Origin of the sequence: Arthrobacter sp. MMS18-M83 (assembly GCF_026683955.1) — a bacterium.
Taxonomy (GTDB): Bacteria; Actinomycetota; Actinomycetes; order Actinomycetales; family Micrococcaceae; genus Arthrobacter.
Map to the genome: position 1 here is coordinate 2,991,974 of NZ_CP113343.1, position 14,727 is coordinate 3,006,700.

Annotated in this window: 15 protein-coding genes; 8 read left to right on the forward strand and 7 right to left on the reverse strand. The window is 63.4% G+C overall.

The window, feature by feature from the left end; translation table 11 throughout:
* Window positions 1–205: 205 nt before the first annotated feature.
* The gene (locus tag OW521_RS14190) at window positions 206–1,825 is read left to right on the forward strand and encodes an amidohydrolase (RefSeq protein WP_268020274.1); all 1,620 of its coding nucleotides are present in this window, start codon (window positions 206–208) and stop codon (window positions 1,823–1,825) included.
* Between the two features lie 160 nt (window positions 1,826–1,985).
* Here OW521_RS14190 and bcp read toward each other — a convergent pair whose 3' ends face one another.
* The 7 genes from bcp to OW521_RS14225 all read right to left on the reverse strand — a co-directional run bounded on the left by bcp (window position 1,986) and on the right by OW521_RS14225 (window position 9,503).
* A complete protein-coding gene (gene bcp / locus OW521_RS14195) occupies window positions 1,986–2,453 on the reverse strand; it encodes a thioredoxin-dependent thiol peroxidase (RefSeq protein ID WP_268020275.1) in 468 nt (155 codons plus the stop codon).
* Window positions 2,454–2,520: 67 nt separating this feature from the next.
* Window positions 2,521–3,198, reverse strand: coding sequence for a winged helix-turn-helix domain-containing protein (locus OW521_RS14200; protein ID WP_268020276.1), 678 nt, complete (start codon window positions 3,196–3,198; stop codon window positions 2,521–2,523).
* 10 nt (window positions 3,199–3,208) lie between these two features.
* Window positions 3,209–4,570 carry an allantoinase AllB gene (gene allB / locus OW521_RS14205; RefSeq protein ID WP_268020277.1) on the reverse strand — a complete coding sequence of 454 codons (1,362 nt, stop codon included), beginning with the start codon at window positions 4,568–4,570 and terminating at the stop codon, window positions 3,209–3,211.
* A complete protein-coding gene (locus tag OW521_RS14210; RefSeq protein ID WP_268020278.1) occupies window positions 4,563–5,786 on the reverse strand; it encodes a glycerate kinase in 1,224 nt (407 codons plus the stop codon). The genes allB and OW521_RS14210 overlap by 8 nt, the downstream gene beginning before the upstream one ends.
* A 22-nt stretch (window positions 5,787–5,808) precedes the next feature.
* Window positions 5,809–7,587 (reverse strand): glyoxylate carboligase, encoded by a 1,779-nt coding sequence (gene gcl, locus OW521_RS14215; RefSeq protein ID WP_268020279.1) that lies wholly within the window; start codon window positions 7,585–7,587, stop codon window positions 5,809–5,811.
* Between the two features lie 131 nt (window positions 7,588–7,718).
* A complete protein-coding gene (locus OW521_RS14220) occupies window positions 7,719–8,597 on the reverse strand; it encodes a 2-hydroxy-3-oxopropionate reductase (RefSeq protein ID WP_268020280.1) in 879 nt (292 codons plus the stop codon).
* A gap of 102 nt (window positions 8,598–8,699) precedes the next feature.
* Window positions 8,700–9,503, reverse strand: coding sequence for a hydroxypyruvate isomerase family protein (locus OW521_RS14225; protein WP_268020281.1), 804 nt, complete (start codon window positions 9,501–9,503; stop codon window positions 8,700–8,702).
* Between the two features lie 504 nt (window positions 9,504–10,007).
* On the opposite strand from OW521_RS14225, the gene OW521_RS14230 reads away from it, so the two are divergent.
* The 7 genes from OW521_RS14230 to OW521_RS14260 all read left to right on the forward strand — a co-directional run bounded on the left by OW521_RS14230 (window position 10,008) and on the right by OW521_RS14260 (window position 14,701).
* Entirely contained in the window at window positions 10,008–10,286 is a 279-nt protein-coding gene (locus OW521_RS14230; protein WP_268020282.1) for a hypothetical protein, read from the forward strand.
* 324 nt (window positions 10,287–10,610) lie between these two features.
* Window positions 10,611–11,633, forward strand: a complete 1,023-nt coding sequence (gene mpaB, locus OW521_RS14235; RefSeq protein ID WP_268020283.1) for a daptide biosynthesis RiPP recognition protein — start codon at window positions 10,611–10,613, stop codon at window positions 11,631–11,633.
* Between the two features lie 54 nt (window positions 11,634–11,687).
* On the forward strand, window positions 11,688–12,977 hold the full coding sequence (gene mpaD, locus OW521_RS14240; RefSeq protein ID WP_268020284.1) for a daptide-type RiPP biosynthesis aminotransferase: 1,290 nt from the start codon (window positions 11,688–11,690) through the stop codon (window positions 12,975–12,977).
* Window positions 12,974–14,188 carry a daptide-type RiPP biosynthesis dehydogenase gene (gene mpaC / locus OW521_RS14245; protein ID WP_268020285.1) on the forward strand — a complete coding sequence of 405 codons (1,215 nt, stop codon included), beginning with the start codon at window positions 12,974–12,976 and terminating at the stop codon, window positions 14,186–14,188. Before mpaD ends, mpaC begins: the two co-directional genes overlap by 4 nt.
* Window positions 14,189–14,192: 4 nt before the next feature.
* Complete coding sequence (locus OW521_RS14250) at window positions 14,193–14,336, forward strand: daptide-type RiPP (RefSeq protein ID WP_268020286.1); 144 nt, start codon at window positions 14,193–14,195, stop codon at window positions 14,334–14,336.
* A 51-nt stretch (window positions 14,337–14,387) separates the two neighbouring features.
* On the forward strand, window positions 14,388–14,513 hold the full coding sequence (locus tag OW521_RS14255) for a daptide-type RiPP (protein ID WP_265978757.1): 126 nt from the start codon (window positions 14,388–14,390) through the stop codon (window positions 14,511–14,513).
* A gap of 50 nt (window positions 14,514–14,563) precedes the next feature.
* Window positions 14,564–14,701, forward strand: coding sequence for a daptide-type RiPP (locus OW521_RS14260; RefSeq protein ID WP_265978759.1), 138 nt, complete (start codon window positions 14,564–14,566; stop codon window positions 14,699–14,701).
* The last annotated feature ends 26 nt before the right edge of the window (window positions 14,702–14,727 follow it).

Sequence of the window (14,727 nt, forward strand, 5' to 3'; positions counted from 1 at the left end):
GGTTTTTGGCCGTGCGGCTCGCTTGTGGCGGCCCTTCGGCCGACGCTCGCTCACTTGTGGCGGCCCTTCGGCTGTGCGGCTCACTTTCTAGGAGCAAGTGATGGAGCGTCCGACGAAAAGCCCCTATACGTGAGCGAGGGTCAGCCGGGCGAGGGCGGTGTGTCTGGGAACGGTTTTGGACTGTACGACTTTAGGAAGGAACACGATGAGCGGGACGATCAAAAACTTCGAATTGAAGGCCACGGCATGGGGGTGGGTGGACCAGCAGAAGGAGCAGCTTTCCGCCTGGCACACGAATATTTGGGAATTGGCCGAACCGGCCTGGCGCGAATACGAGTCCTGCGCTTGGTATGTGAGAACGCTTCGCGAATATGGCTTCACGGTCGAGGAGGGCAGTGGGGGCATGCCCACCGCGTTCGCCGCCGAGTGGACAAGTCCCGCCGGACCCGGCGCGAGGATCCTTGGCTACGCTGAATACGATGCAATCCCGGGAAATTGCCAAGCCGCATCAACTAAACGGGAGCCCCGTGCCGGTATGTCACGCTTCGCGCCGGGCCACACGGATCCGCATTCGGCTCTGGGCATCTCGACACTCGCGGGATTCCTCGCCGCTAAAGACACCATCGAACGCCACAACCTACCGGGCACCTTGGTCTATACGGGTGAGCCAGCCGAAAAAGTCCAGGGATCCAAGGTGGTCCACGGCCTGCGCGGCTACTACGACAACCTGGACGCGATCATCTCGTACCACCCGTTCTACATGATGCCCCTCTGCAACACCGCGCGTTGGGACACTCACTGCGGCTCGTACTACAGCAAGATCTACACCTTCACATGCGACAACCCCGAGGGCTGGAACAATACGTACGGCGATAGTCCCATCCCTTCGTCGCACTCCGCAGCCCGGGCACCGGGAGCTGACGCTGCGCTGTTCACGATGTTTTCGCTGACCAAAACCACGCAGGATTCCATGCTCCCGCAGGCGGGCGGATGGTCGCTGTCAGAAGCGATCCTCACCGCTGGGCAGGCGACGGCGGACAATCAGCCTGCGGGACTGGCCCAGATCCAGTACTCCTGGCGTTGTCCGAGCCTCGCCGAATCCGATTCAGTACTCGCCGTCCTCGATCGCAATGCGGAACTTGCGGCGGCCGCTTCGCATTGCAGCGTTAGTTCCCGCTGGGTGGCTCGCAACCGGCCGGGCATCGCCAACCACACAGTCGCGCAACTGGCGTGGGAGAACATCGCCGCTGTCGGCGCACCGGTTTTGGATGAGAAGGCCCGGGGGATCGGACGTGAAATCCAAGCCTCCTGCGGGGTGGAACCCATGGACAATCCGTTCCACCCGGCAACGGCGGAGCTTATCAGTCCGCAGGAAGCCGAGGCGGAGCTGCGCAGGCACATCCCGGCGACCCAGCAGAACTGGACCAGCGACGACTACGTAGAGATGACCTGGTACGCGCCCACTATCCGCTTCTACACGGCACGGCCTACGTTGGCGCCCGACGCGAAAGGCACCGCATACCCGGGCTGGGCCATGACCGCGATGGGTGGAATCCCGGAGACGATCGACCCCACCATCACAGCGACGGGCAAGATGATTGCCGGGATGGTGCTGGACCTGCTCACCTCGCCGGAGGTGCTGGCGGAGGCGAAGACAGAGTTCGAAGCCGAGAAGCGCCGCCGTGGCGCCGTGGCACCTCTGCTTCCTGCCGATTTCACTGCGCCGACGGATTTCCGCTGGCCCGAATATATCGGGGAAGGCAAAACACGCGAGTGGTGGATCCCCGTGTCCGAAGAGGCATGGAACACCGCTGGCGGTAACTAGCCCGGACGCTCGCTCACCTATGGGCAGAAAGTTCGGAATCCTCCTGCAGATCATCTGCAGGAGGATTCCGTCGTTTGGGCTTATATGTGAGGGGGCGTCGCGCGGGCGGGCCTTATATGTGAGGGAGCGTCGCGGCCCGGCGCTTACAGACCTGGGAAGCCTACAGCCCCAGTTCCGCCTTCAGCGCGGCTACGTGGCCCTGGGCCTTGACCTGGTATTGGGTCAGCTTGACCTTGCCTTCGCCGTCGAGCACTACGGTGGAGCGGACCAGGCCGTCCACCACTTCGCCGTTCACGAGCTTCTCGCCCCAGGCACCGTAAGCCAGCGCCACAGCGTGGTCTTCGTCGGAGAGGAGCGGGAAAGTCAGCGAGAAGTCGCCGACGAAGCGTGCGATCTTTTCCGGAGCGTCGGGGGAGATGCCCAGGACTTCGTAGCCCGAGGACTGCAGGCTGGACAGGCTGTCGCGGAAGTCGCAGGCCTCGGTGGTGCAGCCAGGGGTGGCGGCTTCGGGGTAGAAGTACACGATGACGTTGCGTCCGCGGTAATCGGACAGGGAGACCTTCTGGCCTTCGGAGTTAAGCAGCGCAAAATCGGGGGCCTGGGTTCCGGCGAGGAGTTTCTGGGTCATGTTTCGATCCTTGACTTGTCGGGCAACCGCCGTGGCCGGCGATCAATCTAAAGATGTAACGGGCTACCTAGATGCAGTATTCCGCGGGTCCGCGGACTGTGGAGCCTGGTCCGGGCACGAACTGGTAGCCGCCTCCACGCACTGTGGCGATGACATGGCGGGCTGAGCCCAGCTTGCGCCGGACGCGTCCAACATACACGTCGATCGACCGGAATGCCGCGCCGGGGCAGTCAAGTGACTCCAAAAAACGTTGCAATTCTTCACGTGGGATGGCTCGGGACAGGTTTTCCACGAGGTAGCGAAGAAGGCTGTGTTCCATCGCCGTGAAGCTGACCGGGACACCGTCCAGGAGAACGGTGTGCGCGGCCAGGTCCACTGCCACGCTGCTGCGCCGGCCAGCCAGGGAGACAGGCGACGGCGCGGCGGGGCGGGTTCCGGCGTCGGACGCTTCCGGCGGAGTGCCGCCGTCGGAAGCGCCGGAATCACCGGACGTTGCGGCTCCGGCGGCGGGCCAAAGGAGGACTTCCGCTCCCGGAGCAAGTTTGCGGGCTCGGGCCAGGACCGCTTCAGCGGCCCGGGCCCAAACCTCGGGATCGATCTCGCGGCCTTCGCCGGGCTGTACCCACAGGGCCAGGCCACGCGGGTGCAGGCCGGGCCGAAGCGCGGAAGGCCGGGCGGCCTGGTGCCGCGAGGCGTTGAGCCGTGCGGGCAGTTGCCCGTACGGGGCATGGACGTTGACGGCCATGGCCGTGGCCTTACACGCCGCCGCGGCGAATCAGCTTGCCGCTGGGCGTCCGGCCGTCGATCTCGTTCCCGCGCAGGTACGTTTTGCGTACGACGCCGGAGAGCGCCTTGCCGTCGTACGGCGTGATCGGGTTCTTGTGCTTGAGTTTCTTGACGTCGACGACGAACGCGTCGTCCGGCGCGAAGATGGAGAAATCGGCGTCGTAGCCGAGCGCCAGCTGGCCTTTGTTGTGCAGGCGGGCCAAGGCTGCAGGCTTCTCGGACATCCAGGACACCACCTGCTCCAGGGAGATTCCGCGGTGCCGTGCTTCAGTCCAGATCAACGAGAGCCCCAGCTGCAACGAGGAGACGCCGCCCCAGGCCACGGCGAAGTCGCCGTTTTCCAGGTCCTTCAGGTCAAGGGTAGAGGGGGAATGGTCCGAGACGATGCAGTCGATGGTGCCGTCCTGCAGGCCCTGCCAGAGCAGCTCGCGGTTGGAGGCCTCGCGGATGGGTGGGCAGCACTTGTACGCGGTGGCGCCGTCGGGGATCTCCTCGGCCATGAGCGTCAGGTAGTGCGGGCAGGTCTCCACGGTGAGGTGCACGCCGTCGCGCTTTGCCGTGGCGATCATGGGCAGCGCGTCCGACGACGAGAGGTGCAGGATGTGCGCACGCGCACCGGTCCAGCGGGCGCGTTCGATCACCTCGGCGATGGCTTTGTTCTCGGCGCCGCGTGGGCGGGAGGCAAGGAAAGTGGAGTAGTGTGCGCCGCCGGGGTGGGGTGCGTGGTCGATAGAGTGGGAGTCCTCGGCGTGGACGATCATGAGGGAGTCGAAGGACTTGAGCTCGGCCATGTCCTCTTCCATCTCGTCCGCGTCCAGGTGCGGGAACTCGTCCACGCCGGAGTGGAGGAGGAAGCACTTGAAGCCGAAGACGCCCTCGTCGTGCAGTGGACGGAGGTCCTTCTTGTTGCCCGGAATGGCACCGCCCCAAAATCCGACGTCCACGAACGCCTGGTCCTCGGCCACTTCGCGCTTGAGCTTGAGGCCGTCCACGTTGGTGGTGGGCGGAATGGAGTTCAACGGCATGTCGATGATGGTGGTGACGCCGCCGGCTGCTGCGGCGCGGGTGGCGGAGGCGAAGCCCTCCCATTCGGTGCGGCCGGGCTCGTTGACGTGCACGTGGGTGTCCACCAGGCCGGGAATGAGGGTTTCGTCGTCGGCGAGTTCAATGATCTCGGTGCCCTGCAGGCCGTTGCCCAAAGGTTCGATCGCGACGATCACGCCGTTGCGGACACCAACTTCGCGGGCGGTGATGCCTGCGGTGGTAAGGATGCGCTGGCCGCGGATGACCAGGTCAAACGGGCCGTGTGCTGTGGTGGTTTCTTCAGACATGGAGTTGCTCCTTGGTCTCGGTTCGCGCTGCATCTTGGGTGAGTGCCGATTTTTCGGATAGGCGCACGCCGATGTGCTTACCCAATTCTTCAAGCAGCGGCCCTGCTTCAGCTATACATTTCTCTACATTGGATTCGAGCCCGGTCAACGCATGGACCGACTCGAAACCGGACTCCGAAACTTGTTCCGGGCTCAGCGTACTGCGGCCGCAGACGGCAATCACAGGGATCCCGGAACGCGCCGCGGCCCGCGCCACGCCCATGGGCGTTTTGCCGAGCAGGCTCTGTTCGTCGAGGCTGCCTTCGCCGGTGATCACCAGGTCCGCGCCCGTCAGTCGCTGCTCGAGTTCGGTGAATTCGAGGACGACGTCGATGCCCGGCCTGCGTGCCGCGCCCAGCGCGGCGATGGCAATGTAGCCGACGCCGCCTGCCGCACCTGCGCCCGGAGCCTGTGCGGCGTCCTGGGCTTCGAGACCGATCTCGCTGGCGAGAACTTGCACGAAATGGGCCAAGGCCGCATCGAGCGAGGCGACATCGTCCGGCGTCGCGCCCTTCTGCGGTCCGAAGATCGCGGCGGCGCCGGTGCGGCCCAAAAGGGGATTGTCGACGTCGGACGCGAGGACGAACTCGGTGACCTCCAAGCGGACGTCCAGGTTCGAGAAGTCGATCCGGTCGAGCCGGGCGAGTGCTGCGCCGCCGCCGGGGAGTTCGTTGCCGTCGGCGTCGAGGAGGACCGCACCGAGGCCCTGCAGGACGCCGGCGCCGCCGTCGGTATTGGCGCTGCCGCCGACGCCGAGGATGATGTGCCGGCAGCCGAGGTCCAGGGCGGCGCGGATGAGTTCGCCCGTGCCCAGGCTCGTTGAGCTTTTGGCAGTTTCGGAGTTCGGGGCGCTGCCGTCGCCGAAGCCTGGCAGCATCGCGAGCCCGGAGGCCGCCGCCATTTCAATGACCGCTTCCTCGCCGCGGACCGCGAACTCTGCCCTGATCGGCTGGCCCATGGGGCCGGTGACCGTGGCGCAGCGGCGGGTGAAGCCGGAGCCGACGGCGGCGTCGAGAGTCCCTTCGCCGCCGTCGGCCACTGGAATCAGCGTGGTCTCAAAGTCCTCGCCCGGGCGGCTGGCCGCAAATCCAGCCCGCAGTCCGGTGCTCAAGCGGCTGGCGACCTCGGGGGCGGACAGCGATCCCTTGAACTTGTCCGGGGCTATGACCACACGCATTCCGTACCTCCTTCAGTACTTACTAGTCCAGCAGGGCGATGATCGACGTGGGGGCGTCCGCGCCGCGCTCGGCCAGCTCTTCGAACTCGTTCACGCCGTTGATTTCAACACCCATGGAGATGTTGGTGACCTTTTCCAGGATCACTTCAACCACCACGGGAACCTTGAACTCGCCCATGAGTGCCTTGGCCTTGTCGAAGGCGGCGGGCAGGTCGGACGGGTTTTCCACGCGGATGGCCTTGCAGCCCAGGCCTTCGGCCACCTTGACGTGGTCCACGCCGTAACCGTTGGTCTCCGGGGAGTTGATGTTCTCGAACGCCAGGGACACGTTCTGTTCCATGTTGAAACCGCGCTGGGACTGGCGGATCAAGCCCAGGTACGAGTTGTTCACCACCACGTGGATGTACGGCAGGTTGAACTGTGCGCCCACGGCCAGTTCTTCGATCATGAACTGGAAGTCGTAGTCACCGGACAGGGCAACAACGGTCTCGTCCGGCTTGCCGCGGACAACGCCCAGGGCGGCCGGTGCGGTCCAGCCCAAGGGGCCTGCCTGGCCGGCGTTGATCCACTTGCGCGGGCCGAAGACATGCAGCAGCTGTGCGCCGGCGATCTGCGACAGGCCGATGGTGGACACGTAAGTGGTGTCCTTGCCGAAGGCCTTGTTCATCTCCTCGTATACGCGCTGCGGCTTGATCGGCACGTTCTCGAAGTGGGTCTTGCGCTGCAGGGAACCCTTGCGGGCGATGCACTCGGCAACCCAAGCGGAGTAGTCCGGCAGGGACTTGGCTGCCTGGCGCTCGCGGGCCAGCTCGATCAGCCCGTCCAGCGCCGCACCGGCGTCGGACGCGATGCCGAAGTCCGGCGAGAACACACGGCCGATCTGCGTCGGCTCGATGTCGATGTGCACGAACTTACGGCCGGCCGTGTAGGTGTCCAGGCCGCCGGTGTGGCGGTTGGCCCAGCGGTTGCCGATGCCGATCACGAAGTCAGAGGCCAGCATGGTCTCGTTGCCGTAGCGGTGCGAGGTCTGCAGTCCCACCATGCCGGCCATCAGGGGGTGGTCGTCAGGGATGGTGCCCCAGCCCATCAGGGTGGGGATGACCGGAACGTTCAGCAGTTCGGCCAGCTCAACCAGCTGCGCGGAAGCGCCGGCGTTTATGATGCCGCCGCCTGCAACGATCAGCGGCCGCTCGGCCGCGGTGAGCATGTCCAGTGCCTTTTCCAGCTGCTTGCGGCTGGCCTTCGGCTTCTCGACGGCGATTGGCTCGTAAGCGTCGATGTCGAACTCGATCTCGGCCATCTGCACGTCGAACGGCAGGTCCAGCAGGACCGGGCCCGGACGGCCGGAGCGCATGAGCTGGAAGGCCTTCTGGAAGGCACCCGGAACCTGGCCCGGTTCCATGATGGTCATGGCCATCTTGGTGACCGGCTTGGCGATGGACTCGATGTCCACGGCCTGGAAGTCTTCCTTGTGCAGCTTGGCAACGGGAGCCTGGCCGGTGATGCAGAGCATGGGGATGGAATCTGCCCAAGCCGCGTACAGGCCGGTGATCATGTCCGTTCCTGCGGGGCCCGAGGTGCCGATGCAGATACCGATGTTTCCGTCCGCCGCTCGGGAGTAGCCGTCAGCCATGTGGCTGGCGCCTTCAACGTGGCGGGCCAGGGTGTGGCGGATTCCGCCATGGGCCCGCATCGCGGAATAGAAGGGGTTGATTGCCGCGCCTGGCAGGCCGAACGCCTCGATGGCGCCTTCCTTTGCCAAGATGGCGACGGCTGCGTCTACAGTGCGCATCTTCGTCATGGTGTGCTCCTTGAAAAGTCTGTTTTGCCCGCTGCGGGCGGTTTTTGGGTGTGTCTGGGGGAGCAGGCGCGTCGGAAGTGCCCGACGCCGGCTGCTGGTTTTGCTTGTTTCCGCCTTTTGGGGCGGGCGGCTTACTTGCGGCCGCTGAGCTGGAGGACCTGCTTGAAGAGGCCGGAGTGGTCGAGTCCGCCGTCGCCCTGGTTGACAGTGGCGGCGACGAGCTGTGCGACGACGGCGCCGAGCGGGATTGCGACGTTGGCTTCGCGGGCTGCGGAGGTGACGATACCGAGGTCCTTGTTGTGGAGGGCCAGGCGGAAGCCAGGGTCGAAGTTGCGGTCGAGCATCTTCTGGCCCTTCTGGTCGAGGACCTTGGAGCCGGCCAAGCCGCCGCCGAGGACCTTGAGGGCTGCGTCGGTGTCCACGCCGTAGGCCTCAAGGAAGGCGATGGCCTCGCCGAGGACTTCGATGTTGACGGCCACGATCAGCTGGTTGGCTGCCTTGACGGTCTGGCCGGAGCCGGAGGGGCCGACGTGGACGATCGTTTTGCCGACGGCGGTGAGGACCGGCTGGGCTGCCTCGAAGTCGGCTGCGTCGCCGCCAACCATGATCGAAAGGACGGCGTCGATGGCGCCCTGTTCGCCACCGGAAACCGGGGCGTCGAGCGGACGGATGCCGGCTGCGACGGCGTCTGCCGACAGGCGGGCTGCGACGTCCGGGCGGATGCTGCTCGCGTCGATCCAGAGGGTGCCCTTCTTCGCGTTGGCGAAGACACCGTCCGGACCGCTGACCACACCTTCGACGTCGGGGGAGTCCGGCACCATGGTGATGACGACGTCGGCGTCCTTGACGGCGTCGGCGATGTTCGTGGCACCCTTGCCGCCTTCGGAGACGAGCTTGTCGATCTTGTCCTGGCTGCGGTTGAAACCGGTGACAGTGTGGCCGGCCTTGACCAGGTTGATGGCCATGGGGAGGCCCATGATTCCGAGTCCGATAACTGCAACGTTGCTCATGATTTTCCTTACTGAAGTCTTTTTAGCTCAGGTGTGCTGATTGCTGGTTCGCTGGCCGCTCTGGTGAGTGCCGCCGTCGTGCGCTTGCCAACTGGGGGTTTGCTAGTGGGAGGTGACGCGCTGGCGGATGGCCCAGCTGAAGGCCGTTTCCCGCGGTTCCTTGTATTCGAGGCCGATGTAGCCGGCGTAGCCGAGTTCGCGGCTGCGGGCGATCCATTCGCCGAGGGGAAGCTCGCCGGTTCCGGGAGCCCCGCGGCCGGGGTTGTCGGCGATCTGGATGTGGCCGAAGTCCTTGGCGTGTTTCTCGATGACGGCTGCGACGTCGTCCCCGTTGACTGCCAGGTGGTAGAAGTCTGCGAGGAGCTTTACGTTTTCTGCGCCGGATTCTTCCTTGACGCGGGCGATCACCTTGAGGGCGTCGGCGGCCTTGAGGAGCGGGTACTTGGGGGCGCCGCTGACCGGTTCGAGGAGGACGGTGCCGCCGATGCGTGCGACGCCTTCTGCGGCGCTGGCCAGGTTTTCGGCGCCGATGGCGTCCTGCTTCTCAGCGGATTCGCCGTCCACGCGGTTGCCGTAGAGGGCGTTGAAGGCCTTGCAGCCGAGCCGCTCGCCGATGCCTGCGACAACGTCGATGTTGTCCAGGAATTCGGAGGAGCGGGCGGGCCAGGAAACCAGCCCCCGGTCGCCGCCGGGCATGTTGCCGGCGTTGAAGTTCAGGCCGGTGAGCTGAACGCCAGCGTCCTTGATGGCGTCCTCGAACTCGGTTATCTGGGCGTCCGACGGGACGGAGGTTTCAAAGGGCCACCAGAATTCGACGGCGTCAAAGCCGGCAGCCTTCGCGGCCGCGGGGCGCTCGAGCAGGGGCAGCTCCGTCAGGAGGATGGAGCAGTTCACTGTGTACGTCATCGTAGGTGTCCTTCCGGGGGAGGGCTTGGGATCTATGTTCCGCTTGGCTCTTGGTTGCTTACCTCGATCGCCTTGGCAAGTTTCCGCTTTGTGGAATTTAGATTCTGCTTTATGAAAAGTTTAGGGAAGGAGGGGGTGGGAGTCAAGGGGGTGTGGGGCGGAATGGGGTTTGGGATACCAAACACGTCCTGGAGGTCAAGCTGAGGAAGGCGCTCAATCCAAACGTGTGCACCGGGCTTGGGTAAGGCCCCTGCACCTAGACGCAACTCAGTGACCACCTATTTCGCCTCTGCTGACACCTAGATGAGGTGCGACGACCACCTATTTTGCCTGGACTCACCACCTAGACGAGCATGACAGGCCTTTGGATTGCTCACGGATCGGGTACATCCAGTCCCAGTCAACCCAGCTCCAAGGAGGAATGATGCGCCCCTCGAAGAAGGCGATGACTCTCGCAACCGCAGCCTTTTCTCTGGCTCTCTGAAACCTAGAAGAGGTCTGATATTGATTTACTCATCAACGGTCCGAACTATCGCAGCTGTCTCTGTGCTCGCGTGCATCGCGGGCAGCATCGTCGTCGGGCTCCATAGCGAACCGAAGACTCCTGTGCTTGCGTGGACATCCTTGGCCGCCGGTGCGGTCGCCCTGCTGGTAGTGCTCGCTACAAAACGAAGTCCGAAGCGCGATGCTGTCCTATTCATGATTTGCGGGATGTGTATCGGAACCGTGGCGATCGTCGTGGATGCCGAGTCGGCTCAAAGCAAATCCGTCAATCGTCTCTAGGCGTCGGCAATGGGAAGTTTGAGAGCGGCTTACAAATTCACGGGGGTGCGCCACTTGCTCCCAGGGAAACGCGGCCAGCACGATCGGATGAAAAACCCATCTAGGTGTAAACCGTCGATTTACACCTAGGCCCGCCTCCAGCCACACCTAGATTGGGCGATCCCACCCCTAATTCCGGTCTCCGGGCACCTAGTTTCACCCATCTCACCACCTAGGCCCGTTTTGGCGTCATAGTCTCCTCAACGAGGACGGACCCCGTCAGACCGAATGTCTGCGGGCCGCCCAGACGAACGCACGCAGCGGACAACTATTGGGGGTTGGGAATTGAAGCTGAGTCAGCAACAGACCATTGCAGCAGCTGTGGACCAGTGGATTACGGGCATTCCCGGGCGAATACCAGATCATGCCATCTTCGTTGAGAACCCCGGACATGAGTCGTTTGCAAAGGAACTTGCCGGCGAGCAGTCGATCGTCCTTGTGCTTGACGGCGGCGGGGAAGATGACGCGGTCATCCCAGTCTCCGGGTTCTTCAATGTCGCAGGTGAAGAACTCTTGGTTGGTGGAACCCTCAGTCTGGAGATCCAGGACTATGTGGCCATTCCGTTCGTCAATCTCATCGGCGTCACGGTAGTCAGGATTATCACGGCCGAAGACTGGCAGGCCTTCTTCGATGACGCAGAAGAATCCCGACGGTCGGGTTACTTCGTGCGACAGCTCACCGAAGTGAACGCCGTTCTTGCCGAGCGGGGCCTTTTGGACGGCAGCCCAGCTATCGGTTCCTCGCTGGCAAGGCTCCACATCACACGAGACGGAAGGGTACTCAGCGGACCCTACGGAACCCAGATCGGTTGGGCCGGAGACTCCTTGGCCGACATTCACAAGAGGTGCCTCGTGCTCCAACCGGAGTCTTCGCTCGCTTCTGTCTGTGACGTTGAGGTGATTCGTAAGTCCCTTGACGCCAGGCCTTGGATTCCCCGCTATTTGGCTGCATTGGATGCCTGGAAGTTCATTCCCCAGGGCAATCGCGCAGACACCACGCTGGTCGGTTTCGGTGCCAGTCTTTACGGCGCATCGCCCACTGATGATCTCCCGTCACCACGCGCACCCTTCATCATCCACAGGGCAGGAGAGCACACGCTCCTAGACACTGCGTCCGGACGCACTTTCAGACTCGGACCTGATGCCGCCGCGATCATCGAGGCACTCTCGAATCTGCGGGATGTCAAGGCCGCTGCGTCCGCCGTGGCAGCCCCGCTGGGCATTTCCGCAGCGGTTGCCGAGGAATCCGCACGAGTGATTCTCACACAGTTCGAACAGGCAGGCGTGGACGTTTTCGGCGCCAGCTGAATTCCGAACCTTCATTTTGCCGGCCACCCGTCGAACTCAAAGGACTAACAACCGATGACTGCAGCACCCGACCGTGCCACACCCAGCACCCAACTCCCGCTCTGGATTCCCCTGATTGCGCAGCACGATTTCCCTGTCGCGACCTACACCGCTGTCAGCGCCCGCGGCGTCCACGTAGCTTTTGAAGACGGTCGACGCCGCCTTTGCGCAAAGAGTGGACTGTGGAACGCCAACCTCGGTTACGGCAACCCACGTATCGCCGAGGCAATCGCTACGGAACTTGAAGCTGCATCCTACCTTCCGTTGTTCAGGACGGCGCATCGCAAAGCAATCGAGGCGGCCAACGCACTGCTCTCACTCCCTGCCCACCGCTTTCAACGGGTGGTCTTCTCCACCTCCGGGGGAGCTGCCAACGACGCCGGCATGAAGCTCGCGCGCCAATACTTCGTCCTGGACGGACAACCCGAGCGAAAAATCATCGTGGGCCTGACCGGCAGCTATCACGGGCTCACCTACGGGAGCCAGGCCCTCAGCGGTGACGACCTCGGTCAGGCTGTCTATGGTGTCGACCGGCGCAATATCCGACACATCAGATTCGATGACGGGGGCGCGGAACTGGCGCAATTGATGCTCAGGGAAGGGCGCAGGGTCGCCGCGGTCATCGTCGAACCGGTCCTCGGGTCCGGTGCTGACGTTGTGCCGGAAAGCTTCCTGGACTCATTGTTGAAACTCCGGGAGGAGCACGGCTTTCTGGTTGTCGCGGACGAGGTGGCCACCGGATTCGGGCGGGTGAACTCCTGGTTCGTTTCTGATGAGTGGCCGTCGGCTCCGGACGTCATCGTGACGTCGAAGGCGATGACGAACGGCACCAGCGCGTGCGCCGCACCTCTGGTCGGAGCGCGGGTAACGGAGAAGTTCGATTCCACGGAATCTGTCTTTGTCCATGGAGAGACGCAAGCAGGAACTCCGGCCACGTGCGCCGCCATTCTTTCGACCATCGACGAAATGAAAAGGCTGGATCATGGCAGCCTCACAGCGGCAGTCTCGGCCGGACTCGATGATCTCATCGGCCGACTCCAATGCATTCCCGGCGTCGGTACGGCCACCGGTCGGGGCTGCATGCGGGCCATCAAGCTGGAGATAGCGGACGGATTGCCATTGTCACCGAGCGGTGTCTTGGCCGTCGTCAGACGTATTCACGAGGCCGGAGCGATCGTGCAGCCCGGCCCAAGCAGGATCCAGCTCCTGCCGGCCTTGGTATTCACGAAGGAAAACTTTGAGGAACTCCACGCGGCCATCGCAGGGGGGCTCAGCGCAGCCCGCCGGGACGGGGTCTTCACGTGATCGCAGACCGGACCTGGAAGACCCGCTGCGTCGTTGTCGATGGGGAGCTGCCTGCCAATTACCTCGGCACACTGATTCGTGGACGGGCCGGACTCGTGGTGGACAGTGCGCTCACCGAGCACCGAGATCGGCTCTTGGACGGCGGCCTCAACGGAGCGCCCGTCTTGGAACTCGACGCCCGACCCGTGTCATTCGCGACCCTGGCGGTTGTTGCCGACTTCACTCGAGCACACGGTCTCGAGACCGTTGTGGCACTCGGCGGCGGCTCCGTCCTTGACGCGGTGAAACTCTCTGCCCTGTTCTTCGCCGATCCGTGCTTCGCTGAATTTGCGGCGCGCCATGCCAAGCGATCGGGCCTCGTCGTCATACCTTTCGGGACCGAACCAAACGAGCGCCCTAGAACCATCCTGATGCCGTCCACTGTGGGGACCGGCGCCGAAGTCAGCGCTGTAGCATGCCTGGACACCGACGTCGGACGCCACCTGATCGCCTCACCGCACCTGTCGGGTGACATAGCGGTGCTCGACGCCGCACATTTCGCGAGCCTCCCCGGGACCCTTGTGTTCGAAGGGCTGCTCGAAGCGTTTCTCCGGGTGGCCGGAACGATGATCGGCAGCAGCCGGAGCACTTTCGACGACGACGCGCTCTCACTTCTGGCGCGGATCGTGCGGCTGGGGCATCGCCTGCAGCACGAAGATTCCGCTGAGCTGCGGCTTGCTGCAGCCCGGCTCAGCATGGAAACCCACACCGGATGGTCGCTCATGGCTCGAAACCCTTACGGGGCGAAGCACTGGTATGTCGCGAACGAATTGGCATACCTGACAGGCGAGAGAAAGATGACCGCAACTGCCACCGTCATCGGGCCCATATGGGATGAGATCGAAAACGGCGCCCCGGCCTGGGGCAACCCTCATCGTTTGTCCGAACTATGGTCCGTGGTGGCAGAAATTGACCCTTCGCTCGGCCGCTCTGCCGCTTCCGGCATCAGGGAGTTGCTGCACCAATGGGGCGTCCAAGGGCTCGATGACCTGAGCGAACAAACTGCCGTGAAAACAGCCAAATCGGCGGTCGGCCGCTGGGGTGGAGTGCTGCCCATGCTGCGTGGCATTGACCACGCGCAAATCCAGCACATTCTCCTGAAATCAGTCAAGAAACAGCCAGTCTTGCCAGGCCCATTGGGCGACCAACGAGCGGCAAGGGAGAGGGGGTGAGCATATGAACAACACCGTCGCGCCAAGGCTTCTGGATCTCGAAATCCAGGAGCTGGAAAGCATCGAAGTTCCGGACGACTGGAGCGAACGTATCCACGGAATCACCGTAGGGCTTGCTTTGGTCGGAATCGCCGTCACCATCACGTGACGAGAAGCCGACCGAAAGACCAGTCGATCGACACAGGGGGAGGTGAAAGCGATGCAGGAACAGCTCAATATCTCAATCCAGGAAATTGAGTCCATGGATACACCGGACTTCAACAATTGGTTCATTGGCGTGTCCCAAGGGGTGGCTATCGGCATCATTGCCGTCAGCATCACCTAGGCGGAAGCCCGGCCGACTGTCCAAGAACAAGACGATCGAGAGGAGGGGCAATGATCGCAACATCAAACCTTCAGCTGACCATTGAAGAACTGGAGAACCTCGATACACCTGACGACACACCGTGGTACATCCGCGTTGGTGACGTCATCATTATCGCCGGCATCGTCGTCGGCATCGCTGCGACCTAGCAAGTGCGCGCGGGTGGGGAAGCGCT

Excerpts from the sequence above, each read along its gene's own strand:
- OW521_RS14190 (WP_268020274.1), top strand. The coding sequence starts at position 206 with ATGAGCGGGACGATCAAAAACTTCGAATTGAAGGCCACGGCATGGGGG.
- bcp (WP_268020275.1), bottom strand. The coding sequence starts at position 2,453 with ATGACCCAGAAACTCCTCGCCGGAACCCAGGCCCCCGATTTTGCGCTG.
- OW521_RS14200 (WP_268020276.1), bottom strand. The coding sequence starts at position 3,198 with ATGGCCGTCAACGTCCATGCCCCGTACGGGCAACTGCCCGCACGGCTC.
- allB (WP_268020277.1), bottom strand. The coding sequence starts at position 4,570 with ATGTCTGAAGAAACCACCACAGCACACGGCCCGTTTGACCTGGTCATC.
- OW521_RS14210 (WP_268020278.1), bottom strand. The coding sequence starts at position 5,786 with ATGCGTGTGGTCATAGCCCCGGACAAGTTCAAGGGATCGCTGTCCGCC.
- gcl (WP_268020279.1), bottom strand. The coding sequence starts at position 7,587 with ATGACGAAGATGCGCACTGTAGACGCAGCCGTCGCCATCTTGGCAAAG.
- OW521_RS14220 (WP_268020280.1), bottom strand. The coding sequence starts at position 8,597 with ATGAGCAACGTTGCAGTTATCGGACTCGGAATCATGGGCCTCCCCATG.
- OW521_RS14225 (WP_268020281.1), bottom strand. The coding sequence starts at position 9,503 with ATGACGTACACAGTGAACTGCTCCATCCTCCTGACGGAGCTGCCCCTG.
- mpaD (WP_268020284.1), top strand. The coding sequence starts at position 11,688 with ATGACTGCAGCACCCGACCGTGCCACACCCAGCACCCAACTCCCGCTC.
- OW521_RS14250 (WP_268020286.1), top strand. The coding sequence starts at position 14,193 with ATGAACAACACCGTCGCGCCAAGGCTTCTGGATCTCGAAATCCAGGAG.
- OW521_RS14255 (WP_265978757.1), top strand. The coding sequence starts at position 14,388 with ATGCAGGAACAGCTCAATATCTCAATCCAGGAAATTGAGTCCATGGAT.
- OW521_RS14260 (WP_265978759.1), top strand. The coding sequence starts at position 14,564 with ATGATCGCAACATCAAACCTTCAGCTGACCATTGAAGAACTGGAGAAC.